The 25,080-nt window shown below is 57.9% G+C and carries 20 protein-coding genes; 10 read left to right on the top strand and 10 right to left on the bottom strand.

All coding sequences use genetic code 11. The features are described 5' to 3' along the window. Positions 1-76: 76 nt before the first annotated feature. A complete protein-coding gene (locus Pan97_RS08900) occupies positions 77-1,126 on the top strand; it encodes an XdhC family protein (RefSeq protein ID WP_144971740.1) in 1,050 nt (349 codons plus the stop codon). Then, on the top strand, positions 1,123-1,728 hold the full coding sequence (locus tag Pan97_RS08895; protein WP_144971739.1) for a nucleotidyltransferase family protein: 606 nt from the start codon (positions 1,123-1,125) through the stop codon (positions 1,726-1,728). The genes Pan97_RS08900 and Pan97_RS08895 overlap by 4 nt, the downstream gene beginning before the upstream one ends. Before the next feature lie 61 nt (positions 1,729-1,789). Here the strand turns inward: Pan97_RS08895 and Pan97_RS08890 are convergent, their stop codons facing one another. Together Pan97_RS08890 and Pan97_RS08885 are read right to left on the bottom strand one after the other, a co-directional pair. Then, positions 1,790-2,434 carry a hypothetical protein gene (locus tag Pan97_RS08890; RefSeq protein ID WP_144971738.1) on the bottom strand — a complete coding sequence of 215 codons (645 nt, stop codon included), beginning with the start codon at positions 2,432-2,434 and terminating at the stop codon, positions 1,790-1,792. Between the two features lie 169 nt (positions 2,435-2,603). Further along, positions 2,604-3,248, bottom strand: coding sequence for a hypothetical protein (locus Pan97_RS08885; RefSeq protein ID WP_241676375.1), 645 nt, complete (start codon positions 3,246-3,248; stop codon positions 2,604-2,606). Positions 3,249-3,920: 672 nt separating this feature from the next. On the opposite strand from Pan97_RS08885, the gene Pan97_RS08880 reads away from it, so the two are divergent. Then, the gene (locus tag Pan97_RS08880) at positions 3,921-5,321 is read left to right on the top strand and encodes a transglutaminase-like domain-containing protein (protein WP_165698668.1); all 1,401 of its coding nucleotides are present in this window, start codon (positions 3,921-3,923) and stop codon (positions 5,319-5,321) included. 125 nt (positions 5,322-5,446) lie between these two features. On the opposite strand, the gene Pan97_RS08875 is transcribed toward Pan97_RS08880, so the two are convergent. Both Pan97_RS08875 and Pan97_RS08870 read right to left on the bottom strand, forming a co-directional pair. Next, entirely contained in the window at positions 5,447-5,890 is a 444-nt protein-coding gene (locus Pan97_RS08875; protein ID WP_196782329.1) for a bis(5'-nucleosyl)-tetraphosphatase, read from the bottom strand. A gap of 8 nt (positions 5,891-5,898) precedes the next feature. Next, positions 5,899-6,990, bottom strand: coding sequence for a TolB-like translocation protein (locus Pan97_RS08870; protein ID WP_241676374.1), 1,092 nt, complete (start codon positions 6,988-6,990; stop codon positions 5,899-5,901). Positions 6,991-7,322: 332 nt separating this feature from the next. Between Pan97_RS08870 and Pan97_RS08865 the strand changes: the two genes are divergently transcribed. From Pan97_RS08865 to glnD, 3 genes are all read left to right on the top strand, one after another. Beyond that, complete coding sequence (locus Pan97_RS08865) at positions 7,323-8,798, top strand: ammonium transporter (protein WP_144971735.1); 1,476 nt, start codon at positions 7,323-7,325, stop codon at positions 8,796-8,798. Positions 8,799-8,903: 105 nt separating this feature from the next. Further along, positions 8,904-9,242 carry a P-II family nitrogen regulator gene (locus tag Pan97_RS08860; RefSeq protein ID WP_105356788.1) on the top strand — a complete coding sequence of 113 codons (339 nt, stop codon included), beginning with the start codon at positions 8,904-8,906 and terminating at the stop codon, positions 9,240-9,242. A 96-nt stretch (positions 9,243-9,338) separates the two neighbouring features. Then, positions 9,339-11,975 (top strand): [protein-PII] uridylyltransferase, encoded by a 2,637-nt coding sequence (gene glnD, locus Pan97_RS08855; RefSeq protein WP_144971734.1) that lies wholly within the window; start codon positions 9,339-9,341, stop codon positions 11,973-11,975. A gap of 6 nt (positions 11,976-11,981) precedes the next feature. Here glnD and Pan97_RS08850 read toward each other — a convergent pair whose 3' ends face one another. The 3 genes from Pan97_RS08850 to mutM form a co-directional block, all read right to left on the bottom strand. After that, positions 11,982-13,382 (bottom strand): DUF1570 domain-containing protein, encoded by a 1,401-nt coding sequence (locus Pan97_RS08850; RefSeq protein WP_144971733.1) that lies wholly within the window; start codon positions 13,380-13,382, stop codon positions 11,982-11,984. Positions 13,383-13,395: 13 nt separating this feature from the next. Further along, positions 13,396-14,418, bottom strand: coding sequence for a DUF3500 domain-containing protein (locus Pan97_RS08845; protein ID WP_144971732.1), 1,023 nt, complete (start codon positions 14,416-14,418; stop codon positions 13,396-13,398). Between the two features lie 97 nt (positions 14,419-14,515). Next, on the bottom strand, positions 14,516-15,355 hold the full coding sequence (mutM, locus tag Pan97_RS08840) for a bifunctional DNA-formamidopyrimidine glycosylase/DNA-(apurinic or apyrimidinic site) lyase (protein ID WP_144971731.1): 840 nt from the start codon (positions 15,353-15,355) through the stop codon (positions 14,516-14,518). A 169-nt stretch (positions 15,356-15,524) separates the two neighbouring features. Here mutM and trpB point away from each other — a divergent pair, with 169 nt between their 5' ends. The 3 genes from trpB (at position 15,525) to Pan97_RS08825 (ending at position 18,624) form a co-directional block, all read left to right on the top strand. Continuing rightward, positions 15,525-16,739, top strand: coding sequence for a tryptophan synthase subunit beta (gene trpB / locus Pan97_RS08835; protein WP_196782328.1), 1,215 nt, complete (start codon positions 15,525-15,527; stop codon positions 16,737-16,739). 133 nt (positions 16,740-16,872) lie between these two features. Further along, positions 16,873-17,676, top strand: coding sequence for a tryptophan synthase subunit alpha (trpA, locus tag Pan97_RS08830; protein ID WP_144971729.1), 804 nt, complete (start codon positions 16,873-16,875; stop codon positions 17,674-17,676). A 408-nt stretch (positions 17,677-18,084) separates the two neighbouring features. After that, the gene (locus tag Pan97_RS08825) at positions 18,085-18,624 is read left to right on the top strand and encodes a hypothetical protein (protein ID WP_144971728.1); all 540 of its coding nucleotides are present in this window, start codon (positions 18,085-18,087) and stop codon (positions 18,622-18,624) included. Positions 18,625-18,808: 184 nt separating this feature from the next. Here Pan97_RS08825 and Pan97_RS08820 read toward each other — a convergent pair whose 3' ends face one another. After that, complete coding sequence (locus Pan97_RS08820; protein WP_144971727.1) at positions 18,809-19,735, bottom strand: ABC transporter ATP-binding protein; 927 nt, start codon at positions 19,733-19,735, stop codon at positions 18,809-18,811. A 31-nt stretch (positions 19,736-19,766) separates the two neighbouring features. Then, positions 19,767-22,421, bottom strand: coding sequence for a hypothetical protein (locus Pan97_RS08815; RefSeq protein ID WP_144971726.1), 2,655 nt, complete (start codon positions 22,419-22,421; stop codon positions 19,767-19,769). A gap of 540 nt (positions 22,422-22,961) precedes the next feature. On the opposite strand from Pan97_RS08815, the gene Pan97_RS08810 reads away from it, so the two are divergent. After that, a complete protein-coding gene (locus Pan97_RS08810) occupies positions 22,962-23,834 on the top strand; it encodes a hypothetical protein (RefSeq protein WP_144971725.1) in 873 nt (290 codons plus the stop codon). A gap of 48 nt (positions 23,835-23,882) precedes the next feature. Here Pan97_RS08810 and Pan97_RS08805 read toward each other — a convergent pair whose 3' ends face one another. Further along, positions 23,883-24,998 carry a pyridoxal phosphate-dependent aminotransferase gene (locus Pan97_RS08805; protein ID WP_144971724.1) on the bottom strand — a complete coding sequence of 372 codons (1,116 nt, stop codon included), beginning with the start codon at positions 24,996-24,998 and terminating at the stop codon, positions 23,883-23,885. Positions 24,999-25,080 lie beyond the last annotated feature (82 nt).

The raw sequence follows: 25,080 nt of genomic DNA, 5'->3' as shown, positions 1-25,080 counted from the left end.
TCGCTACTGGCCTCGGCCCGGTGGTTCGCAGTACGATACAGACACACATTCCCACGATCTTTCTCGAAGTCCCTGCATGCGTGACGTCTTAACAGCCCTGGTCGCCGATATTCCTGCCGGCAAGTCGGCTGCCTATTGTCAGCTGATCGATACCCGCGGTTCGACCCCACAAAAGGCCGGGGCGGCGATGCTCGTTTACCCCAGCGGTCAGCAGGTCGGCACGCTAGGGGGCGGATGCGTCGAGGCCGAAGTCAAACGTCGGGCGATCGAACTGCTCGAGGTAGGGGAGGGGATCGTCACCGAGTTCGTGCTCGATCACGACTACGGCTGGGACGACGGACTCATCTGCGGCGGCCGGATGGAAGTAATCATCGAACCGCTCACAGCGGGCAGCAAGGTCGGCTTCTTTCAGTCGATCCTGGAAGCGATCACTTCGAATCTGGGCGGCACGTTGGCCATCCTGGCCGATCCGCGGGAAGACTCGCCTCGCAACTTCGGCATGGTCCTGCTTTCCCCGACCGGAGCGATCATCGCTACCCAGGGAGACGCCAACCATTGCCGCCAGGCCAAAGGCGTCGCTGCCCAGTCGCTGCGGCCCCTGTCAGGCCGACCCCTCTTCTATCGGGAGCAAGGCGTTGCCTTCGTTCCGATCTTGCCGCGATGTGAACTGGTGATTGTCGGTGGTGGGCACGTCGGTCAGGCCGTCGCCGGGCTGGCCCACTGGGTTGACTTCGATGTGACCGTGGTCGATGACCGACCGGATGTGATCAGTGCCGAGCGTTTCCCCACGGCCATGCGGCGCGTGCCTGGGAAGTTCCAAGAGGTCCTCCCGAAGCTTCCCTTGCGGGACGGAGCCTACGGCCTGGTCGTGACCCGCGGGCACAACCACGACGAAATCGGTCTCTACCACTTACTCAAACGGCCGCTGGCCTATCTGGGTATGATCGGCAGCAAGCGAAAGATCCGTTTGATCTTCGACGACCTGCTCGAAAAGGGAATCACGCAAGAGCAACTCGACAAAGTCCACGCCCCGGTCGGTCTCGACATCGCTTCCCGCACGGTCGAGGAAATCGCGATCAGTATCGTCGCGCAATTGGTCTCGCATCGCAATCGGCCTGCCAAATGACGAAGCCTCGGCGCAGTTTCGCGATCATCCCGGCCTGCGGTGAAAGCCGCCGGATGGGAACCGATAAGCTGCTGCTACCGTGGAGCGATAGCACGATTCTGGAAACCGTCATTGCCGCGTGGCAGAAGTCCGAGGCCGATCACATCTTCGTCGTCATTCCCCAGGAGCGACGCGACCTGCGGAACGTTCTGCAAAACCTCGCCGTGCATGTGATCGCCGCCGATCCACGCCCGGCAGACATGAAAGGTTCGATCCAACTCGGTTTACAAGCGATCGAATCTCGCTTCTCTCCTACGCAGGACGACGTCTGGCTGGTCGCTCCGGCCGACATGCCGACCCTCTCGTCGCGGACGATCAACCTTGTTTTACGTGAAGCGGAACGCCATCCCGGTCGAATCGTAGTACCCATAAATTCGGAAAAACGCGGCCATCCGGTGCTCCTCCCCTGGTCGTGCACCTCCGACGTATATGCACTGGCCAGCGACCAAGGGATCAACGCTCTGTTAGCGAAATCTCCCCCGTTATTGGTCCCCGTTGAGCAACTCGGAAACGACGTCGATACGCCGGCGCAGTACCAAAGTCTCCGCAACAATTTGCAGTAAGTGCATTTCTCGACAGCTGCAACGAGTTTTCCCCAGCCTAGAAGGGGCGAAGGGACCAAGACTACGGATGAATCGTGAACGGCGTTTTGGGGCGTTCCGTTTCAATGCCGTTGAGCCGCGCGAGAATGTCTTGCAGGATGCGTTGTTCGAGCAGCACATCGCGGCAGAGCGGAATCCAGCCGTCGGTTTGCGGTCCGAGTTCCTCGGTCGATTCTTGACTGCGGAGAGTGCCGTCGAAGCGAACTCCGTCGAGCGCCATTTGCGTGTTGGAAGGTCCGGTGACGTCTTCCATTTCCTTGTGCACTTCGACGCCGATGAAGTAGCCTCCCTGTTCTGGCATGACGCGAACGATGCAGCGGCGGCGGATCGTTTGTAGGGTGCTCTCCAGCTTTTCGTAGCCGCGGGTCGAATCGGTGTGCCACGGTTCGAGCATGGTACTGCCGATCCGCGGGTACGTTTCCAGGCGGCCCTCGGTGAGTTGCCCGGCCACGACACGGACTCGCTGTTCCGTGCGAATCTTGAAGTGGGTGTCGACCGCATCGACAATCTGTTCCCACATCAGTTCATGATCACGGATGGGTACGAAGTGGGGATTGTCGACGGGGGCTGCCGGCGCACTTCCAGCGTGGTGCAGCAGCGGTACGAAGCTACTGCATCCGAAACTGCCCAAAAGCAGCGAGCATACTAGAGGTATCCATCGCGCCAAAGCTGCGCTCCTGTCGACTGAATAGAGGGAGCGAGAGTTTGACGAATCGACCTGCTGACAGCAAGGTCAAATCAGCGGCTTGCTAGCATGGCCGGCAAGAAACACCTCAGGCCGTGACATGCATCACGGCCTGAAGGGCTTTCTCTGGTGTTTTTTTTCGGGCAGACGCTTAACCGTAGTTTTCGTCCATGCCCAATCGCATCCGAAGTTCCTCGAACTGCTGCTGGTATCGCTGCGACGAGGAATGGACGTGCTCGGCTTCCGTGATGAACTTCATCTCGGGGCTGGGGTAAACGTCTCGGTCGATGAAGGCCTGTTCAAAAGGCTTCAGTTCGTTGCCGTAGACGATCAGCAGTTTGTGTTCGTCGAACTGAACTTCCAGCGGCTGGTGAGGATTCAACACGGCGATCCCCGTGCAGCCGTCGTTCAGCAGCAGATCTTCGTAGTCCCAAAGAATGCTTTTAAGAACTGGAAGATCGATGTGTTCGCGGTACATGTCGCCATTTTTCTGGCCCTCGCCGTGGTGGCTCGACTCGAGAACGACGTCGACTTCCGTACCCAGTGGATCCAACAGATCCATGAACGTTTCAAACAAGTTCGATCGAGTCGCGCTTCCCATCAGGACAGGAACCGTGCTGCCGGTTTGATCGTCGCGATACACTTCTCGGCGGAAGCCTTGGGTTGGCACGACCTTCAAATCAAACGAAGGGCGAACCGCTTCGGTGAGTTCGAAGCCGTTGTAGCTACCAACGTCCAGGTGTGCTTCCAATTGCTCTTCCGAGAGATGCTCGAAACTATTGGCGATGTGGCCCATTTCGTTCTCGTGAAAAACACTCTTGAAAAATCGTTTCAAGAAGCCCATGAGTGACCTCTGCTTCGGTGTTCTTGCTCGGTTGGGAAGCCTTGCGTGTCCCGTCCAAGTAGTTCTCTGATTTCTTTACAAATCCTAGGTTGGATTTTGGTCGCGTGACGCCTTTTCTTGCCGAGGGGGTTCCCGCAATCGGTATCCACTGAAGTGAAACGGAATGCGGCTGCCTCGCGGCGGGCAATTCACGCGAATCTAACGAGAACATAGCACCGTAAAACGGTCCACCTTCCGGGCTTAGGTGACAATCTTTGAAATCAAACCAAGCAATTTACTTGGCGCTAGCGGCACCAAATCGCGACCTATGCCATCGGCCGCAGCTTGATTTGATCCCTACGATCGCCCTAACTGGGGCGTGGCGAAGCGCGTTGCTTTCGCGATGATTCTTTGGCGAAACGCATGAGGTGTTTGGTATACTTCCCGGTAGTCGCGATGTCCCCTTTTTGAAGCTTTTCTCCCCCCGCCTGGATGATGCTACGCCCCAATCAACGCATTGCATGGATGATTTCGTTTGGGCTGATTTGGTTCGGATGTGCCGGTTGTCCGGCCCCGAAGCCCGCTGAGACGTCCCGGCAGAATCCCGAAAAAATAAAATCCTCGCAGGAAAGTTGGGGAGCGATCGTGCTTCAGGGCGAGAAAATCGGTCACACGATGGAGAAGATCGAGCGGCTCACCCACGATCAAACCGACTACGTTCGGACCACCACGGTCGAGCAGATGCAGATCCAACGGGCTGGCCAGCCGCTGAAGATGGCCATCGAGAATGTTTTTCTGTCGCTGCCGGATGGCTCTTTAAAGCAGTTCAGTACCAAGGTCGATCAAGCCGGTTCGGTCACTCGATTTACCGGCCAGGTTGCCAGGGATGGTAAAACCCTCTCGATATCGACCCAGGGAGGCAGCAGTCAAGGCGTTGCCAACGACTCTATCCCCTGGCAGCCAGGCTACGGCGGGCTGCATGCGGTGTATCGATTATTCCAAGAGCCTCCCATCGAAGCGGGGCAGAAGCGTTCGGCGATGGCGCTCGTTCCCACGATGAACCGCATGGCCAAGCACTCGATCCAGGGGCAGGAAAAAGAAGCGGTCTCGATGCTGGACGGGTCGATGGTCACCCTCCTGAAAACAAAATACCTGACCGAAATCGAGGGGCAACCACCGCTCGAATCGACCGCTTGGGTCGACGAAGTTGGTGAAATCGTGAAGATGACCTCCCCGGTCCAAAACTTCGAGATCTACCGCTGCTCGAAAGAGTTCGCCCTGAGCCCCAACAAGGCCGTTTCGTTTGACCTGGCACTCGATACGATCGTCCCGGTCGACCGTATGCCGCAGCGAAATCGCGACGAACTAGAGGAATTGACGTACGAGGTGAAGCTGAAGTCAGGCGACCCGGCCAAAATCTTCGCGAGTAGCTCGAATCAAAAAGTCACTGCCATCGACGCAAATACGGCGAAGCTACGCGTCTGGCGAATCCGTCCCGACACAAAATTGCCTGCCGAGTTGCCCGAAAACGACAAGCCAACTGATGCCGACCTGGCTTCCAGTCCATTAGTGCAGGTCGAAGACCCGGCCGTACAAGAACTGCTTCGGAAGGCCAAGTTTTCGGGGGCCAATGCCACTCAGCAGGTCATGCTGCTGGAAAAATTCGTTCACGACACGATCGAAGAGAAAAACTTCTCGCAAGGGTTTCTGTCCGCTGCCGAAGTAGCGCAAGGGAAGACAGGCGATTGCACCGAGCACGCCGTGCTGTTGATGGCTCTCCTACGTGCGAAAGGATTTCCTGCCCGCGGGGCGCTGGGCCTGGTGTATGTCGACTACGGCGAAAAGAAAGGCTTTGCCTATCACATGTGGACCGAGGTCTGGATGGGGGATCGCTGGTTGCCATTGGATGCAACCCGAGGCAAAGGGGGAATCGGCGTCGACTACATCAAGGTAACGCAAACCGACCTAAGCGGTTCCGGAGCATTCGCGGCCTTCCTGCCGGTGACGCAAGTGATCGGACAGCTTGAGATCGAAGTAGCGGAATAGCAAGGCAATCTTGTCCCCCTCTCCCCTGCGGACGGTGGAGAAGGGACAGGATAAAGGAGACCCGATACCCGGGGCTCGTGCCCCTGGTTGCATTCGACCGGGCCTCCGGCCTTTAAGAGATTGCGTTACTTTGACTGACCCACATGCTCAGCCACCGCGGCCAGCAGCCCGTCGACGGTTTGCTCTTGAATGATGTGCGGCGGGTCCCAGGCAAACCACTGGGCGTCGCCGTGCTCGGTCAGGTTGAGTTCGACCTCTTTATCGAGTCGAGCCAGAAAGTAGACGACCGTCTTCAGGGCATCGGTGCCGCCGAACTTCTTTTTGTAATTGACCACGTATTGCAGTTGGTAGCGGAAGTCCGGGTCAATCGCGATGTCGTCCGCCGTGATGCCCGTTTCTTCCTCCAATTCACGCAGCGCGCACTGCATTTCGGTTTCCCCCTCGTCGACATGCCCCTTGGGCAGGTCCCAGCGATTGGGGTGCTTCATCAACAGAAACGACTCGATCGGGTTCCCTTTGACAATCAGAAAGCCGCAGGCCTTGGTCTGCGGCATGGATTGATCCGTCATGTTGCTCGTTACTTTTCTTCCGTGGGTTCGTCTTCGGGAAATGTGAAATCGGCGATGAAGAGTTGGCTGCTATGATCATCGGTGCGGGTACTGGTCCACATCAGTTTCTTGCCATCAGGCGAAAAGACCGGCAGCACATCGGCCGCGGGGCTATCAGTGATCCGCCAAATGGGGCCCGGCTTGATGGCATCGTCCGTTTCTTCGTACTTCATCAGCCACAGGTCGTAGTTGGGACGGCCCGGCTTCGAGTGATCGGCACCGGCCCAAATGATATACGGCTGGGTAGGATGCCAATAAGGTGCCCAGTTCACGCCGACGTTATCGGTCAGCTGAAACTCTCTTTCGCCATCGACCGAGATCACGTAGATCTGCAGGAAGCCTTCCTGCTTGCGATCGCTGCGAAAGACGATCCACTTACCATTGGGCGAAATGAACGGTCCCCCGTCGTAGCCTTTGGCGTTGGTTAGCTGTTTCAGGTTCGAGCCGTCGGCGTCCATGATGTACAGGTCGGGGTCGCCGTCGCGGTCGCTACAGAACGCGATCTTCTTGCCGTCGTACGAGAAGGCCCCTTCGGCGTCGTAGCCTTGGGCGGTCGTCAAACGGGTGAGTTCGCCTGACTTCATGTCTTTGACGTAGATATCGGTGTAGGGATCGAAGTCCCACGAGTACCGCCGACGCTGCCCGGTACGACGTTCTTCTTCCTGCTTGGCGACTTCTTCCTCTTCGGTCTGCTTCATGTTCGGGTCGCGATGACTGCTGGCGAACAAGATGTCCTTCCCGTCGACGGTGAAGTAAGCGCACGTCGTGCGTCCGCGCCCGGTGCTGACCAGTTCCGGTTCGCCGCCGGCCAGTGGCTGGGTGTAGATCTGATAGAACGGGTACTGCGGGGGAACGGCCTGATAGACGATCCGCTTGCCGTCTGGCGAAAAGTAACCTTCGCCGGCCTTCACCATGCCGGAGGTAACCTGGCGAACGTTGGCAAGGTATTTCGATTCGACCGATGGGGCATCGGCCGTCTCTTGGTCCTGGGCAAAGGAGGTGGCAGTGCAGATCGCAATGAGGGTGGCAAGCGATAGAAAGGTGTGCAAACGCATCAGCATGGAGGCGACTCCCTGGTGTGGTGGCAAACGACAAACACGGAAGGGTTTTCGTCCATTATAGGCAGGAAGCCACCTTCCGTCCGGCCTTGATGCGGCCGGGGCTACCTAAAAAAGTTACCAGAACGGGACTTATCTACTTTACGCGGAGCCCGCCGCCCCCTATTTTCTGTACTGAACTTTGTGCATCTTCCGCATCAGGCAAGACACTGGGACATCTCTCCAGTCCCCGTGGCGGGGTCGCAAAGGGCAACGAGCGCGATGATCCAGGCAAATCATCAGGCGGCGCGCGTACCACTCACAATCTGATACAACCTTTTTCGAGGTGGAGATTCATGCGCACGTATTTTCTTCGTGGACGATCGGCCTGCGCGCTGATCGCTATGTTAGTTGGACTCATTCTCTGTCAGCCGTTGACGGCTCAACTCGTTCCCGAGAACCTTCAAGACCCGCCAGCGGAAGAGAAGAACGTCCCGGTCGAGGCCGGCAACGCAGGCGAAGTCGAGGTTCCGGAAGAAGAAGCCCCTGGGCTCGATACCGGCGACAATGCCTGGATGCTGACTTCCAGCGCGCTGGTGCTGTTCATGACCGCCCCTGGCCTGGCCATGTTCTATAGCGGCCTGGTTCGCAAAAAGAACGTCCTGGGCGTGATGATGCAGTGTTTGTTCCTGATGGGCTTGATGACGGTCGTCTGGAGCCTGTGGGGCTACACGCTGTGCTTTGGCGGCTCGAATCCCTATTTCGGCGATCTTGAGTTTCTATTCATGAATAACGTCCAACCGGCATGGGACTCCGAGCTGGGCGAGCCGGTGACTCCGATGCACGGAACGATTCCGGAATACACGTTCATGTTGTTCCAAGGGATGTTCTTTATCATCACTCCGGCCTTGATCTGCGGAGCGTTTGCCGAACGGATGAAGTTCTCGGCGATGGCGGTCTTCTCGATCTTGTGGGGAACGCTGGTCTACTGCCCGCTGTGCCACTGGGTTTGGGACGGTGGAATTCTCGCCTACGGAGAACCCAATTCGCTGGCCGGCGGCGCGCTCGACTTTGCTGGCGGGACCGTCGTGCACATCAGCTCCGGGATCTCGGCCCTGATTTGTGCTTTGTTTGTCGGCAAACGTCTCGGCTTCGGCCACGACGACATGCGTCCGCATAACTTGACGTATACCACGCTGGGCGCGGCCATGCTGTGGGTCGGTTGGTTCGGTTTCAATGCCGGTAGTGCCGGTGCCGCCAACGGGCTGGCCTCGAACGCATTTGCGGTCACGCACTTTTCAGCGGCCGCTGGTGCCGTGGCGTGGGCGATGATGGAGTGGATTGCACGTGGCAAGCCGAGCGTGCTCGGTTGTGCCTCGGGTGCGGTTGCTGGCCTGGTGTGCATCACCCCGGCCGCTGGTTTTGTTTTGCCGATGCCGGCTTTGGCCATGGGAGCCGCCGCGGGGATTGTTTGTTACTATGCATGTGCTGTGCTGAAACAAAGCATGGGATACGACGATTCGTTGGACGCGTTTGGCGTTCATGGTATTGGCGGAACCTTGGGAGCCGTGCTTACCGGTGTCTTCGCTTCGCGTCACGTTTGTGGCGATTTGACCGGTGGCGAGCCGATCGGCTTGTACGAAGGGGGTGGCGTCACGCTGGTGATTGGCCAGGTGGTTGCCGTGTTGGTAACGATCGCCTTTTCGGTGGTAGCTACCGTGATCTTGCTGAAGCTGATCGATGTCGTGATCGGCCTGCGAGTGACCCAGGAAAGCGAAATCCGTGGTCTGGATATCTCCGAACATGGAGAAGAAGGCTACATCTTCAGCTAACGTCGCACGCCGCCAAGGGCGATGCATTTTCATATTTCATGACCGAGCCAGTACTTGCTGGCTCGGTCCACAGAACAGCACTAAGGCGCACTAGGAGATAACCCAATGAAAAAAGTCGAAGCGGTGATCCGCCATTTCAAATTGGATGATGTGAAGAACGCGCTGAGCGAGCAAGGGGTGTTCGGGATGACCGTCATCGAGGTCTCGGGCTACGGTCGCCAAAAGGGACACACCGAAACGTATCGTGGCACGGAATACGCGGTCGACTTCGTTCCCAAAAAGAAGATCGAAGTCGTGTGCAGCGATGAAAACCTGCAAAAGGTGATCGACACCATTTTGCGGACCGCCCAAACCGGCCAGATTGGGGACGGAAAGATCTTCGTCACCAACTTGGAAGACAGCATCCGGATCCGCACCGGCGAAACGGGCGAAGATGCGATTTGAATCCCGTCGGGGAATTCTTAATTAGATTAAACTAGCAGCGGCGCCACCCGGTTGAGTCGGCGCCGTTTTTCCCTGACGACACAGGCGAAGCATTTCATGGCAGCACTGCGCCTTCGTGAATCGGTAATCGCGGCAAAACAGAAGCTCGCGGCAGACCGAGAGAAACTTAAACGTCAACATCAGGCCGGTACGCCAGGCGTGCAGCTTTGCGCGCAAATCACCGATTGCTTCGATGCCATCCTGCTGGAACTGGTCAATGAGGCGGCCGAGGATGTGCCTGGGTTTACGGCCGAGCGGGTACTGAGCAACATCACGATCGTGCCGCACGGCGGTTACGGGCGGCGCGATACGGCTCCGTACTCCGACATCGATTTGATGATCATGCATTCGCCGACCTTTCGCGAGCCGGCGATTCAGTTCACCAAGCGGCTCCAGCAAGACGTGTTCGACGTCGGTTTGATACTGGGGCACAGCCTTCGAACGCCGAAGCAGGCCGTTTCGGCTGCCTTGTCCGATGCGACGATCTTCACTTCGCTCGCTGAGAACCGATATCTCGCAGGCAGCGTCAGTTTGTTTCGCGACTTTGCGGAACCCTTTCGCCGCCGGGCGAAACGCAATTTCCGCGGCCTCTACCGCGCGATCATGAATGCACGGGACGAAGAACGCGCGCAGTACGGCGAGATCATTCACCTGCTCGAACCCAACATTAAACGCTCGAGCGGCACCTTGCGCGGAATTCAAATGGTGCGGTGGCTCGGTTTTGCCAAGTATGGCGAAAACGAAGTCGACGCGCTCAACCGCATCGGTGCGATTTCCGATCGCGATCGCAAGAGCCTACGCGACGCCCGCGAGTATCTGCTGCGGCTCAGAAACGAACTTCACTTCCACGCCGGCAAGTCGTCCGACTTGTTGGACCGGGCCGAGCAGATTCGGATCGCCGAATTGTACGGCTTCCAAGGCACCGCGGGTTTGTTGCCGGTCGAGCAGTTCATGCAGACCTATTTCGAGCAAACGGGCGGCGTGCGCGACGCGGCCCGGCACTTCATCGCCTCGATTCGACCTCAGTCACCCATTACCACAATCTTTGGCCCGATCATGACTCGCCGCGTCGATCGGGACTTTCATGTGAGCCCTTATCGAATCAGCACTTCCAAGCGATGGAAACAGCATAAAGCCGGCCAGATTGATCAAGTGCTGGAATTAATGATAGCGGCCAGCCGATTTGGTCGGCAGATCGATCACCCGACCTGGGAAGTCATCCGTAGCAAGATGCAGGGACAAGGCGAAGTCGAAATGACCGAGGCGATTCGCCGGGCGTTTTTGACGCTTCTGTCCGAGCCCGGTCGTCTGGGCGAACTACTGCGCCGTTTGCACGAACTGCGGCTACTGGAAAAGATCGTGCCGGGCATGGCCCATGCGCGGTGTCTGTTGCAATTCAATCAGTACCACAAGTACACCGTCGACGCGCATTGCATCAAGACGGTCGAGTGCGCCACCCAGTTTCTCGAACGGGACGACACGCTGGGGGCCGTCTACATGAAAATCAAAAAGAAGTGGCTCCTGCACCTGGCCCTGCTGATTCATGACTTGGGGAAAGGGTTCTCCGAAGATCACAGCATCGTCGGGGCACGCATTGCCGAGGACGTGGCCGATCGTTTTTGGCTCTCGTCGCAAGATAAGGAAACGCTGGTGCACCTGGTGCTGCATCACCTGACGATGTCCCACCTGGCGTTTCGCCGCGACACGTCCGACGAACAGTTGGTTCTCAGCTTCGCCATGCAGAACGGTCCTGCCGAGCGGATGCGAATGCTGTTCGTGCTGACCTGTGCCGATTTCGCCGGCGTCGGACCTGGCACGCTTAACGACTGGAAGGTAAGGGTCCTGACCGATCTGTACCGCCGATCGATGCAGAACCTGGGCGGGGACGATACGGTCGATACGGTCGCCCAGCGGCGTGCGAAACTCGATCGCCTGGCATCGCTCGTTCGTGGGCATAAGAACGAAGAATGGTACCGTCACGTCATCGATTCGCTGCCGGAAGGATTCCTGCAGGAAACGCCTGCCACGCAGATTATCAGCGATCTCGAACAGCTTCACGCGATGAAGGACGACTCGCCGATGGTCGCGTGTCAGTACCGCGAAGATCGCGGCGTGCTGGAAATCACGATCGGCACACGCGAAGCCCTGATGCAGGGTGTCTTCCACCGTCTGACCGCCGCCGTGACCAGCCAACGCATGACGATTCTGGCCGCCGAGATCAACACGCTGGCCGATGGGTTGGTGCTCGATCGTTACTTCGTGCAGGATCAAGATCACGATGGCCAGTCGCCTCCCGAACGCATGGAAGACATCTGCCAGCGTATCCGCAAATACCTGACCGCCACGGAGGACCAGGCTCCCACGTTCACCACGACCTGGACCTCTCGCAATCAGCGGCTGGCCGAAGAAGCGATCCCGATTCCCACGGAAATCAAAATCGACAACGAAACGGCCGAACAATACACGATCGTCGAGATCTTTACCCAGGACCGCCAAGGCCTGCTCTATCAGATTTCGCGATTGCTTTACGATATCGGCCTGAGCGTTCACGTAGCCCGCATCACGACGCATTTGGATCAAGTGGTCGACGTATTTTACGTCACCGATTCGGAAGGGCATAAGATCTTCGACCAAGAGCGTCTCGAGTCGATCAAGCGGACCCTGGGCGAGGCCCTGGTCGAACAGACGTCGTAAACGACATTACGAATCCAACTGGCGGATGAACGCGACCCACTCGGCTTGAACCCGAGAAACGCTTTCGCCAAAGGTCTCTTCCACGGTCGGTGCAGGCTGGCTGCGCTTGTGCACGTAGCGATCCAGATTGCCCGGTGCGAACAACTGCTTTTGAAACACCAGGTACCAGGCCAATCCCCAGGCAACGTCGTAATCAAGCCGCCCTTCGTGCAGGTTCTCGAACAGGATGAAACTGCCTGCTTCGGTTTGCAGAATTCGTTGCAGACTCAAACCGTTATCGCGCTCCAGCCGGTCCTTCAAGCTGGCGAGGAGCTCTTGCGGAGGGAGGTCGATTCGGAACGTGCCGTTTTCAAACTGGGCATGTTCAAACAGCTGCGCCAAGCCTTCGTTCAGCCAGATGGGTACCTCGTACTCGCCTTGCGGGTAGAGATAGTTCTCGACATACGCGTGAAACGATTCGTGGCACAAGTGCTGCGTGGCCTGGTTCATCATCGTGTCGAGCATGGATTGATTGCGTCGATCGACGACCTGAATTTGTCCCTGCGCTTTCTTGAAGTCGCGTTGCCATGCTTCCCGACGCGTTTGCACTTCCGTAATGACCGCATCAGGTGACCAGCCAGCTTCCTTCAGTCGCTTGGCCAACTGGTTCAAGTCGTCCGGCAGCCTCTTTTCCCGCTCGGCCCACTGGTCGAGCATGGCCTGGTGTCCGGCGCTGGCGACTTCCAATCGTGCCAGAAAAGAACCCAGGTCGGAACCGATCAGAACCTGGTTGGTATGCGGCACGTAAACGGCCGGGTTGTCAATCTGCAGGCCGATCTTCTTCAAATAGGCAGAATAGCTGTCGATCGAATAGAACAGCACGATCTGAATCGGGCTGTTCGGCTTCTGCTTGGGAGGCAGCCAATGTTCGAAGGCCTGAAAGATCTGGTCCACACGAACGGCGAACGTTCGCGTCGTGTCTTCGTCCAAGGGGCTGATCAAAATGAAGCGATCCCCGCGATACTCCCAGACCTGATCGGTCTCGAGGATCGCGGACTTCGTGCGTTTGAGCGTCAGCGAGTCTTTCGCCGCGGCGCGGATTTGCGTATGGTTCCGCAAACGGTCGACAAGCTTCTCCAACTTCTGGCGATCTTCGCCCGAGACTTTGTCGACGCGTTTCTTATTGTTCGCGCTAATCGTGTGGATGACGGCAAACATCGGTTTGCCAGGCGGGCGGTTGATCTCGAGAAACTCGAGATTCCGAGGTGACTCGTCCAGAAGCATGCCCTGCAGCTGCGTACCGTCTTTCAGTTCAAGCCGATCGGTCGACTGATCGCGAAGAGGATCGTTCGGTTGAGCCCACAGCGGCAATATCATCCACGACATTGCCGCCAAAGTGAAACAAACGGTTCGCACAGCTGGCGTCACAGACAGATCCTGCTTAGGCAGCGTTGAATGGAACTTTGTGCGAGTCCGCCACGTTCACCCAGCAGTGAACATGCGGCTTGCCACGGAAGTACCAGACGAAGCTGGGGCCTTCCAGCCGCCAGTTGTCCCACACCTTGTCGTTGCCCAAGTCCGAGTCCTCGTAGAATGACAGGTGGCACGCGTCGAGGCCGCCGTACTTGTTCAAGCAGGCAACCACTTCGTCCTGATCGCTTTGGCGATACGGCTCGATCAGCAGCTTCAGGACGTTCTGCACGGCTTCCTTTTGGTCGTCCGACAGGTCACCCACTTTGATGCCGCTAAGCTTGGCATCGGGGCCTTGGAAGCTGTTTTCCTGTTCGATCGGGCTCTTCTTCACCAGCGCAATCTCTTGCTGCTTGCCGTCGAGGATCTCGTACACCTTGTTGGCAGCCTTGGCTTGATGCCAGAAGACGTTGCCAGGGTGGTCCGGCTTTTCGTTGAAGCCCTTGGCCGCGTGACCGTAGAAGATCGGTCCGCCAAACGCGACATGTTCGGCCGAGTTGCCATCGCAGCGCATCGTCATGTGACGACCGGTGATCACCAGTTCGAACTTGCCTTCGCCTGGCTTGCCGAAGATGGCGATGTTCTGCTGCTTGCCGAAGCCGCCGGCATCGTCTTTTAACTGCTGATCAAACTTCTCGACCCATTCCGGGTTGACCATCCCGACGAAGATTTGTCGAATCAGGTGCTGTTGATCCTTGGTGTAATAATTTCCGGCGATCGTTTGATCGACGATGTGCCAGTTGTTTTCGACGTGCGTTCGCAGCTTCCCTTGGAATACCGTTTCGTGATCCCATTCGAACGTGACGTCTTTCTTCTGCTTCTCGCTCAGCGAATCGTACAGAACCTTGACGAGGGACTCAGGCGTATCTTGCTTGGCGGTTTCATCCGCGGCGAATAGCGAAGTGCCACCCAGGGCGAGTCCCGCCGTGGTGGCGGCAGCCGTTTGCAGAAAATCGCGGCGATTGGGGGGAACCAGGGGAAGACGACTGGGCATGGAAGGACCTCCAGGAAGGGAGAGACAAATGAGGAGCGCACTACTACTATTCTTACCGACCTTACCTAGTGAAAACAATGGAAATGTCGATTCCCCCCTATTTCCCCTTCTGACAGCGGGGGCAATGAAACGTCGCACGCTGTGCCTGGACCGTCCGCACAATCACCGCTTTACCGCACGAACGGCATACTTCTCCCTGCTTGGCATACACGCGATGCTCGTTCTGATATCTGCCGTTCTGATTGAGCGCGTTCCGATAGGTCCCGTCGTTTAAGGTCGATCCCTCGTAGCGAATGGCCAGTTCCAGCACTTCGACCATGCACGCATGAATCCGCTTCCAGGCCTGGGCAGAAAGTTGATTGCACGGCTTGGCTGGATGGACCTTCGCCAGATGCAGGATCTCCGACGCGTAAAGATTCCCAATGCCCGCAATCCGGCGTTGATCGAGCAGTGCGACCTTAATCGGCTGCCGCGTGGAGGAAAACTTCTCGCGAAAGGTGCTTGCGTCGACGTCCAGGGCATCGGGCCCGAGCCGACCCTGGTGGAATTCGTTTGCAAATTGCTCGGCCGAAAACCACCGAACCGATCCCAGCCCGCGACGGTCCCAGTACAAAAGCTCTCGGTGCGTGGTGCCGGTGAGGGTCAGCCGCACGCGCAGGTGATCGTGTGTCGGAGGATCGGAAATGAGAACCAACCCAGTCATACGAGGCTCGAACATGAGCCGTGATTGGTCGTCCAGGACCAGAAGAACCCGTTTTCCGAGCCGATCGATGCGCTGGATCGTTCGCCCCACGAGCTTCTTACGGAGCACTCCAGCGGTGGGGGTAATGCCGATCGGTCGTCGCTGGCAGGGAAGTTTTTCAAACGTCTCGATTCGCCCGCCAACAAGGCCCAAAACGCCCCGGCGCATCGTTTCGACTTCAGGAAGTTCCGGCAATGCGTTGATCTCCGTTAGGTTTCGAGCCCGATCGCGGTTATCGCGTCCACTTGACCCCCTTACAGGTTGCCCGGATACTCAAAGGTTTATCACGCAGGCACCTGCGTCGCATAAAGGGAGCGATCCCCTTGCGACGTCATTCCCCAAATCGTGACACATGGATCCGCTGATGGAAAGTCTAGGTACCGCCAGTCGTAATGTTCCTGATCCTGCTGGCCGCTTTGGTCCGTTCGGGGGGCGATACGTCCCTGAAACGTTAACCCAGGCTCTCGACCAACTCACGGCCGAATACGAAAAGGCCGTCAAAGACCCGACGTTTTTCGAAGAGCTGAAGGGCCTGTTGCGAGACTTCGTCGGGCGTCCGTCCCCTTTCTATCATGCCCAGCGGCTGAGCCAGCAAGTCGGTGGTGCCCAGATCTGGCTCAAGCGCGAAGACACCAATCACACCGGCGCGCATAAAATCAACAACACGCTCGGGCAAGCGCTGCTGACCTTGCGGATGGGCAAGAAGCGAGTCATCGCCGAAACGGGCGCGGGCCAGCACGGCGTCGCCACGGCAACGGCGTGTGCTCACTTCGGCATCCCCTGCGTCGTTTACATGGGGGAAGAAGACATTCGCCGTCAGGCCCCCAACGTCTTCAGCATGAAGCTGCTCGGAGCGGAAGTTCGTCCCGTGACCACCGGTTCGCGCACCTTGCGCGACGCCATCAACGAAGCGATGCGCGACTGGATGGCGTCGGTAGAAGACACGCATTACATCCTGGGTAGCGTCGTCGGGCCGCATCCGTTTCCGCGGATCGTCCGTGACTTCCAAGCCGTGATCGGGGAAGAAGCCCGGCAGCAAAGTCTCGACCGCCTCGGAAAGTTACCCAACAAAGTGGTCGCCTGCGTCGGTGGCGGTAGCAATGCGGCGGGCATGTTCTACCCATTCGTGGAAGACAAAGAGGTCGAGCTGATCGGGGTCGAAGCTGGCGGACGCGGCCCCAGCGCCGGCGATCACGCTTCGCCGCTCACCTATGGCGAACCTGGCGTGCTGCATGGCAGTTACAGCTTCGTCATGCAGGACGAAGACGGCCAGACGTGCGACGTCCATTCGATGTCGGCCGGCCTGGACTACCCCGGCGTTGGCCCCGAACACAGCTACTGGAAAGCGACCGGCCGCGTCGAGTACACATGCTGCGAAGACGACGACGCGATGAAAGGCTTCGATGCTCTGGCCGCTGCCGAAGGTATTCTGCCGGCGTTGGAGTCATCGCATGCGATTTCCAAAGCGATGGAAGTGGCCGCCAAGATGCCAAAGGATCAGGTCGTCCTCGTGTGCCTGTCTGGCCGCGGAGACAAAGACGCCGCCGAGATCGCCCGCCTCAAAGGCGTGAAGTATTAATCCAAGAACTAGGCTCGATCCGTGTGCCACTGGCCGGTGTGAAGTGGGTACTCGGATGGCACTAGGCACTGGCTAGAAGCCAGTGGCACACGTTCGTCAAAACTCAGCAATCACCAACAAAGGTTACGCCCCGATGTCCGCCGTCGATCGAGCTTTTGAAACCCTGCGTTCGCAAAACAAAAAAGCGCTAGTTCCGTTCGTCACCGCAGGCGATCCTTCGTTGGAGATCACCGCCGCGGCACTGACCGAACTGGGCAAGCGTGGGGCGGCCGTGTGCGAAGTGGGGATTCCTTACAGCGATCCGATCGCCGACGGACCGGTCATTCAGGCTTCGTACACGCGGGCACTTGATAAGAAGATCAAGCTGAAGTCGATCCTTGAAACGATCGGCAGCGTCACGCCAAACCTTCCCTGTCCTGTAGTCACGATGATCAGCTACGCGATCATTCACCGTCATGGCCCTGAGAAGTACCTGGACATGGCCCAGGCAGCCGGCGTCAGCGGCGCGATTGTGCCAGATTTGCTCGTCGAAGAATCAGACGCGTTCGCCAAGCTGTGCCAGGAGCGTGACTTCAGCCTGATTCAGTTGGTCACACCAACCACCTCCAAAGAACGCGCCAAGAAGATCGTCGAAACGTCGACCGGCTTCATCTATTACGTCTCGGTCGCTGGCATCACCGGCGAACGCACCGAACTGCCGACGAACATCGTCGACAACGTCAAATGGCTCAAAAGCCAGACCGATCTGCCCATCTGCATCGGCTTCGGCATCAACAAGCCGGAACACGTCCACATGCTCAAAGAAGCGTGCGACGGCGTAATCGTCGGCTCGGCCATCGTCCGCCGCCTGTGCGAAGCGGAAACCAAACCGCAAGAGCAGGTCATCCAGGAAGTGGGCGACTACGCCGACTCGCTACTGGAAGCCCTGAACGGTTAAGACTCATCTGAGAAAGAGATTTAACCACGGATTACGAGGGTGAACACAGATAAGATTCGGGGAGAGTGGTCCCCCTTTCATTGCTTCTGATCCGTGACCATCCGTGTAATCCGTGGTTAGTTCCCTCTTCTCTCTTCGGCAATCCAAAGCTACCCTCTGGCCGTTTTCGAGCTACAATGGTATTAGGCGAATTACTGAACTTGACTCAGACTATTAGCCGAAATTAATGTAGCTTTAGAGCGTTTGCGAAAGGGAGCCAATTGGGGCACCGTTCGCACCTTGCCCCATCATGCGTGTGGACATTACTTCACCCTTCGGGCAACCACGACTGCACAATCGCTTGGCACCTAAGCCAAGTGCCTGACGGGTTTTGCTGACCGACTTCACTGTACGGGAGGGGAACCAACCATGCATGCCGACGATGACAGCACCAAGATGCACCGCTTCTTTGCAGGCATCACCGAGCAGACCTTTCAGGCCAAGCTCGGCGTTCCGGATACCGATTTGATCGACTATCTAACCGGGCTTCTGACCCGATTCATTCACAGCGACATGGTCTTCAAGGTTCGCAGTTTGACCGGCAAACCGCTGACCGAAGTGGCCGATATGCTGATCGAAGCCGAAGCCCGCATCGGCCAGGCCAAGCAGTCCGTTCACCAGCACGTGGGGGACTTCCTGCTCTTCTGGAGCGGCGTCTACCCGGAAAGTCTGACCCGGATGCAAAAGGCCGATCGCAAAGACCACCTGCTCAACTACTGGGTCGTCGGCAAACAGGCCTACTCGAAAGCGAGCCAACTGTCGGCCGAAGAACACGCCGACAACGAAGCCGAACTACTCAACAAACTGAGTCACGAATTCGAGCTGTGCGCCTACGGCCTGGGCGAAGTCCGCCGCGAATGGGAACGCCGCGATCAAGAAGGGGACTCGCCGCAGATTATCTTGATGTAAGAAGGGGTTAGCCACAGAGACCACGGAGGGGAAGGACCTTTTGAAAGAGTGTGCCACTTTTTGACGAGTTGGCAGTGACAGCCTATTTCTTTCCTCCTCTTATCCGTGTTCATCCGTGTAATCCGTGGTTGATCCCTCTTCCTCTCCGTGGTCTCTGTGTCCTCGGTGGCTAAAAAATCTTCAGCTAGGTCACCAACCCCTTGGTCACCATCATAAACACGTCTTCCAGCGTCGGATCTTTCTCGGCGAAGGTTCGCACGTTGATCTGGTTGTCGACCAGCTTCTTCAACAGCGAGGCGACTCCCTGGTCGTCGGTTTGTAATTCGCACGTGACCTGACCTCGGTCGACGTCGACGTCGACGCATTCCGGCATGCTGCGGATGATCGACAGGCCGGCGTCCATGCCGTCGACGAACTTGATGTTGATGATCCGGTTTTTGCGGATGCGGCGGTAAACTTCTTCGATGCTGCCGCTCATCAGCAGTTCGCCCCGCTCGATGATTCCGATCGACGTGCAGCAGTCGGCCAGTTCCGTGAGGATGTGGCTCGAGATGAGAATCGTCTTCCCCATCTTGCGAAGTTCTTTAAGCAGTGCCTTCACTTCCAAACGTGCCCGGGGGTCGAGGCCGCTGGCGGGCTCGTCCAGAATCAGCACCGGTGGATCGTGCACTAGCGTCTTGGCCAGGCACAGCCGCTGCTTCATCCCGCGTGACAGGCCGTTCACAAAGTCGTTGCGCTTGTGCGTCAGGTCTAACAGTTCCAGCACGTCGGTGATGACCGCTTTGCGGCGGCTGCGGGGGATCTTGTAGGCGACGGCGAAGAAGTCGAGAAACTCCCACACCTTCATGCCGTCGTACACGCCGAAGTTATCCGGCATGTATCCCACGCTATGTCGCACGTCCATCGGCTGATCGGCGACGTTGAATCCGTTGACGAAGCCTTGCCCGCGCGATGCCCTCAGCAGCGTGGCCAGGAAGCGGATGCTCGTGCTTTTGCCGGCACCGTTAGGGCCGATGAAGCCGAACATCTCGCCAGCGTCGATCTTCAGGTTCAGGCACTTGACTGCGGTGAAATCGCCATAGTCTTTGCCGAAGTCGACTAATTCAATCATCGAGGTACGTCCTGAAGGTGCTTGGGAAAAATTATAACGCGTCGATGGCGTCGAGTTCCATCGACGGGATCTGAGCCGGTTCCTGTCCCAGGAAGCGGCGGGTATTCGCATCGGCCTTGGGTTCCGGCAAAGCGGCGTGCTGCAGGTGGGCAACCACCATCGTGCGGATCGTGCGTTGGTTGGCCGCCGGCGTGATCGTCATGCCAGGCATGTCCTCTTCGGTCCAACCGATCAAGCGAGTCTCCCCTTTTTTCAGTTGTCGAACGTCTTTCACCGTATTCAGCAGATGCCGCAAGTTGACCTCGCCTTCGGTCGGCGTCAGCGAAAGGACCGGAGACTCGGTCCACTGATCGAACAGAAGCCACTCGTCGTTGACCTTGCCGAAGCGAATGTCACGCTTCGTTTCCGGTTCCAGGTCCCCCAGCCAGGCCACTTCGATTTGGTTCGACTGGGCATTGCGGCGAATGACTCCCACGTCGTGCAGCGTCTGCGTCGAGGCGTATTCCAGCGTGCCAGCCCCGGCGGTGTCGGTGTTCCACTGGAACATCGGCTCGATCGACGTCGAAAGGAAATACTCGCTGTGGATCATGGTCGACGAGTTCGAGGCAACTTGAACGCCGCTCAGTTGGATATCGCCCCCTTCCTGGTGATAGCGAACTTCGCTGGTCCCTTCGCCAAAGCGGCGCGACTGCGTGCTGAACGCATCGGCTCCGCGGCCGAATGGAAGGGCCACCGCGGTCGATTCCGAGAAAGTCATGTCGTACGTCGTGCTCAGCGAGGTGTACAACGAAGTGAACCGGGTCAGGTGAGCCCGGTGGTAGCCTGCGTGAGCTTCCAGGAAAGCAATTTCCGTACGGCTGCGAGCAAACCCGATGTCGAGTTCGGCCAGCTTGATCACGCAGACGGCACCGATGATGGCAATCACCGGAGCCGCGATCCAGGCCCACTCCACTCGCCCCATCATCCAGAAGACCAGCCAGTTCAGCGGCACCAACACCAGCAGGTACCCGGCGGTCACTCTCAGGACGAAGTTGCCGTTAGGAATGCTGATACCAGCCGCGTCCCGCAAACAAGCTCGGGCCGCACTCGAGACCCCACTGGAATCGCTCCACCCGGCCACGCCGGACTGGTTGTCGTAGGCGAAACCGGCAAAGGCATCGATATTCAAGTCGCGTTCGGTCTGACGGATTTGGGCCTCCAGATCGTCAATCTTCCGCTGGTCGGATTCCGGCTCTTCTTCGACTACATCGCTCGCTTCCGCTTCCGGCTCGCTCGGTGCGAGCTTCTTTAGCAGGTTGGCATCGCGCTGCTGATAGGCAGGCATCAGGTTTGCCAGGTCGCGGCTCATATAGCGAAGCGACGTCACCAGGCGTGGGTCGTTCACCCCAAAGGTTTCCGCCCAAGCGTTGACCGGTTGCTCGTCATCGGTTTTGATGAACTTTCGAGGTTGTCTTCGTAGCAGCACGCCGTTGAGGAACGAATCGAAGTTCTTCCAGTTGCGAGAGATGTCCGGCGAGCGGATCTGAAACGCGGTGACGGCAATCCGTCCTCGTCCGACGCGCCGCTCGGCGACCAGGTCACCGGTCTTGGGAATGAACTGGCCTTCCGGGCGAAGCTTCAAATCCGAGCCACGCAGAGCCCCAGCACGCAGGTCGACCTCGTAGCGCAGGTCTTGCCACTTGTTGCTCTCGTAGATCCGCTCGGTCCTTACGAATTCATCGTTCCACTCTTGGAACCGATCTTGCCCCAGTTCCACGCTGCCGGCGTCGTCAGCCGGGAGGTAGTCCCCCAGGAAGCTCAGTTTCAAACGGTCGAGCGAGTCCGGCCCACTGATGATCAACTGCCCGCCAAAGTGCAGCCAGTCGACCATGGCCTGTTGTTGATCGAGCGACAGCAGTTCCGGATCGATCCCATCCCAAAACACGTAAGCGATCGACGTCCAGGCCATCGAGTTCTCCGGCACCGAAACGCGATCGACCGTCTTCGGCAAAACCAGCCGATAATGCGGAGCCGTTTCCGACTGCGCCAGCGGCGGATGCAGCGGGCGAACGACGTCGGTCACTTCCAAAAACTGGTACTCGTCCGAAGCACTTGCCAGCACCACCAGGTAATACTCTTGCGGATGCATCCGCGTGGTGGCCAGGCGATCGACCAACACCGGGCGACCTCCGCCCACGGGACGAAGATCGCAGGCAAACAGCCGCGTTTGCGAAATGTTGTGGTCGAAAAGGGGCGGGTAGAACAGCAGATCAGACCAGCGTTCTTGCCCCTTGGGCAGCGCCAAAGGGCGTGTCGCCGAGAAATAGTAGTCGGTGTCGGTAATCGGCACGGGACGATTGTTCGAGTCGACCGTCGACGCGTAAAGCTCTCCGCGGAAGTCGAAGTTGTTGGCCTTCATCAGCGTGCTGACGTTGACCCAGTGCCCCGGTTTGACGCGATTGAGCTGCGTGCGGCGATCGTCCGAAGGCAAGACGTTCAGCTTGGGGGGCTCGAAGTCGTCCTTGGTTTCTTCCTTTTTGAGCCGCTCCTGACGCTCTTCCAGCGTCTCGGCAGGTTGCAAGCAGCCGGAACAACCGGTCGTGCCGAGCATGCAGAAAAGAAGAAATGCGGCCATCCAATTGCGGCGCACAGGAGTTGCCCACAACGGAGTGAAGTCGTTTCGCGCCGAGTCGAATGGTGATGCCATGCCAGAGAAGTCTTTAGCCGCCGAATCAGGAATCCATTACGCCGAGCTAAATGCCGCTCGCGCCAGGCGTTATTTCTTTCCCGTAGCGTAGGAAAGTTACGTCCCCGAAGCAAGCAGAAGGAAAAGTTCGTCAGTAGAGATGATCGGCCGGACAACGAGAAAAAACCTTCGAACGCAACCATTCCACTCCCCTCGCCCCTACGGGGTAGAGGGTTAGGGTGAGGGGGCAAACCGGGAACCCGTTCTCAAATGCAAAAGGAGAAGACCAACCACGGATGGCACGGATGAACACGGATAGAAGAGAAATGGTGTGTGGGTGCCACTGCCGCCCCCGGCAGTGCGAAGTTGGTACCCGTTCTCGATTCATTCCCATCCGTGATATCCGCGTAATCCGTGGTCAAAAAAATTTTTCCCGCGCGCACTATCTCACTGAAGCGCTAGTCCTCTAAATTGCACGTACACCCGATGAAGCTATCTTGCTTCCGGGTGCCATGCCCGCGTCCGCGTGGGTACGCAAACCTTCAACACACGAATACCGTCATGTCCCATCAACACGCCTCACAACCTGAAAAACACGGAGCGCACGCTCCGCAGGTTGCCGTGCGCGAGGGGAACCGACTGCTCTGCCCTTGCTGCGGAGAAGTGTTGATGGTCTTGCAGGAAGAGCCGGCCAACGAGTCGCAGCCAAAAAAATTCTGGCCGCCGAAGATGGCCCCTCCGAAACGAACGCCGCGGCCCCAATCGGCCACGCTCAACGAAATCATTCGTCGGCAAGAGGCCCAGGAAGAAGCCGCGTTTCAGGCTGCGATGGCGAAGGACGTTCCTAGCAAGGAGCCGCTTGACGAAGCGTTCGACCCCGACCGGCCCCACTACCGGGCCGACAGCATCGTGGTCGAAATCGATCCGGAGGTCGCGGCGTACGAGTTCCCCGAAATCGATCCTCCCCTGGTCCCCAACGGCCTAACGCCCAAGCGTTCGCGAAGTGATTCAGGCGAATACCGCGAGCCCCGCGAGCGCGACGCCGTGACGCGTTACGAGGAACGAAAGCGTTACCGGCTGCGGCAGCCGCTGCGCGAGCCCCTCACGTACGAAGCCGCACGATTGTACGCGTGGATGTTCTACCGCATGAAAAAGCTCAACCTGCAGTTGATCGAGGAGATCACCGCGAAACAGGCCGAGATCGATGCGCTGGAAGAGGAACTCAACGCACCCGTCGAACAGGCTTCCAGCGAAGAACAATCCGAAAGCGAAACGCAGCCCCAAGTAATCTCCCGAGTCGAAACCAAAAAGATCATCACGCCCACACGACGCAAACGCGTGCTTCGCGTGATCGAAAAGCGTGTCCACGCGGACATGGCGTCCGAGATGGAAACACAGCAAGTCGAAACGGCCAACGAACGCGGGCCGCCTTGATCGTGATAGCCCCAAGGGGGCGACCATTCATAGCCAAGGGCGGAAGAACTAGCCTCCTTCTTGGGCCAGCTTTCTTAGCACTTCGATTCCACGATCGATCGTTTCGTCGGAAGCTGCGTACGAGATGCGGAAGTGCGTGTCCTGGCTGCTGAAGATGTTGCCGGGGATGATCAGCAGGTTGTTCTCGATCGCCTTGGTAACGAACTCGGTCCCGGTTCCCCAAGGAGCCTTCGGGAAGATGTAGAACGCGCCCCCCGGTTTTGTGATCTCGTAAAGGTCCGAAATGCCATCGATCAAACGATCACGCTTCTTGCCGTAGTCTTTGACGTGTGAAGACATATCGACTTCCATGGCCGCGGCCCCGGCCCATTGGACCGGCTGCGGAGCACACACGAACGTGTACTGCTGCAGTTTGATCATCGTATCGATCACCGCCGAAGGTCCGTGCACGAAACCCAATCGCCAACCGGTCATACCGTAGCTCTTGGAGAAGCCATCGATTACGATCGTGTTTTCGTTGTAGGTCGCCGGCGAGCAAAAGCTGTCGTCGTAGGTAAACACGCGGTAGATCTCGTCCGAGACGATGGCGATGTTCTTTTCCTGGGCCAGCTTGGAAACGGCCTGGACGACTTCCTTCTTGGCAACCACGCCCGTCGGGTTCGCGGGGCTGTTGAGCAGGATCAGCTTCGTCTTGTCGGTGATCGCAGTGGCCACCTTCTGCACGTCGATCTGAAAGTCGGGGTAGGTGCTCAGCACGACCGGCACACCCCCAACCAGCCTGACTAGCGAAGTGTACATGACGAAATAGGGATCGAAGATGATCACCTCGTCCCCGGGGTTGACCATGGCCAGCATCGACAACACGAGCCCACCGCTGGTTCCGGACGAAACGAAGACCTTGCGGTCGGCATGGCCATACTCGTCGTTGATCTGGGCTTGCAGCTTTTCTCGCAGGATGGGCATGCCCTGGGTCAGCGCGTAGCCATTCTTGCCCCCTTGGATCGCATCGATCGCCGCGTCTTTGACTTCCTGCGGGACATCGAAGTCAGGCTGGCCGATCGACAGATTGATCGGATCGGTCATGTTCGCCGCCAGGTCGAAAACCTTACGGATTCCGCTCGAATCGAAAGAAGCCGTACGCTGGGCAATCCAGGGATGGGTCATGGAATGGGTCGTTCATCTAGATGGGAAAATCAAACGAATACCGACCCGCAAGTATTACCGACCAGCAAGAAACTCACAAGAA

Source organism: Bremerella volcania, from assembly GCF_007748115.1.
Taxonomy (GTDB): Bacteria; Planctomycetota; Planctomycetia; order Pirellulales; family Pirellulaceae; genus Bremerella; species Bremerella volcania.
Note: the sequence above shows the minus strand (reverse complement) of the source record. Positions and strands in the feature narration are given on the sequence as shown.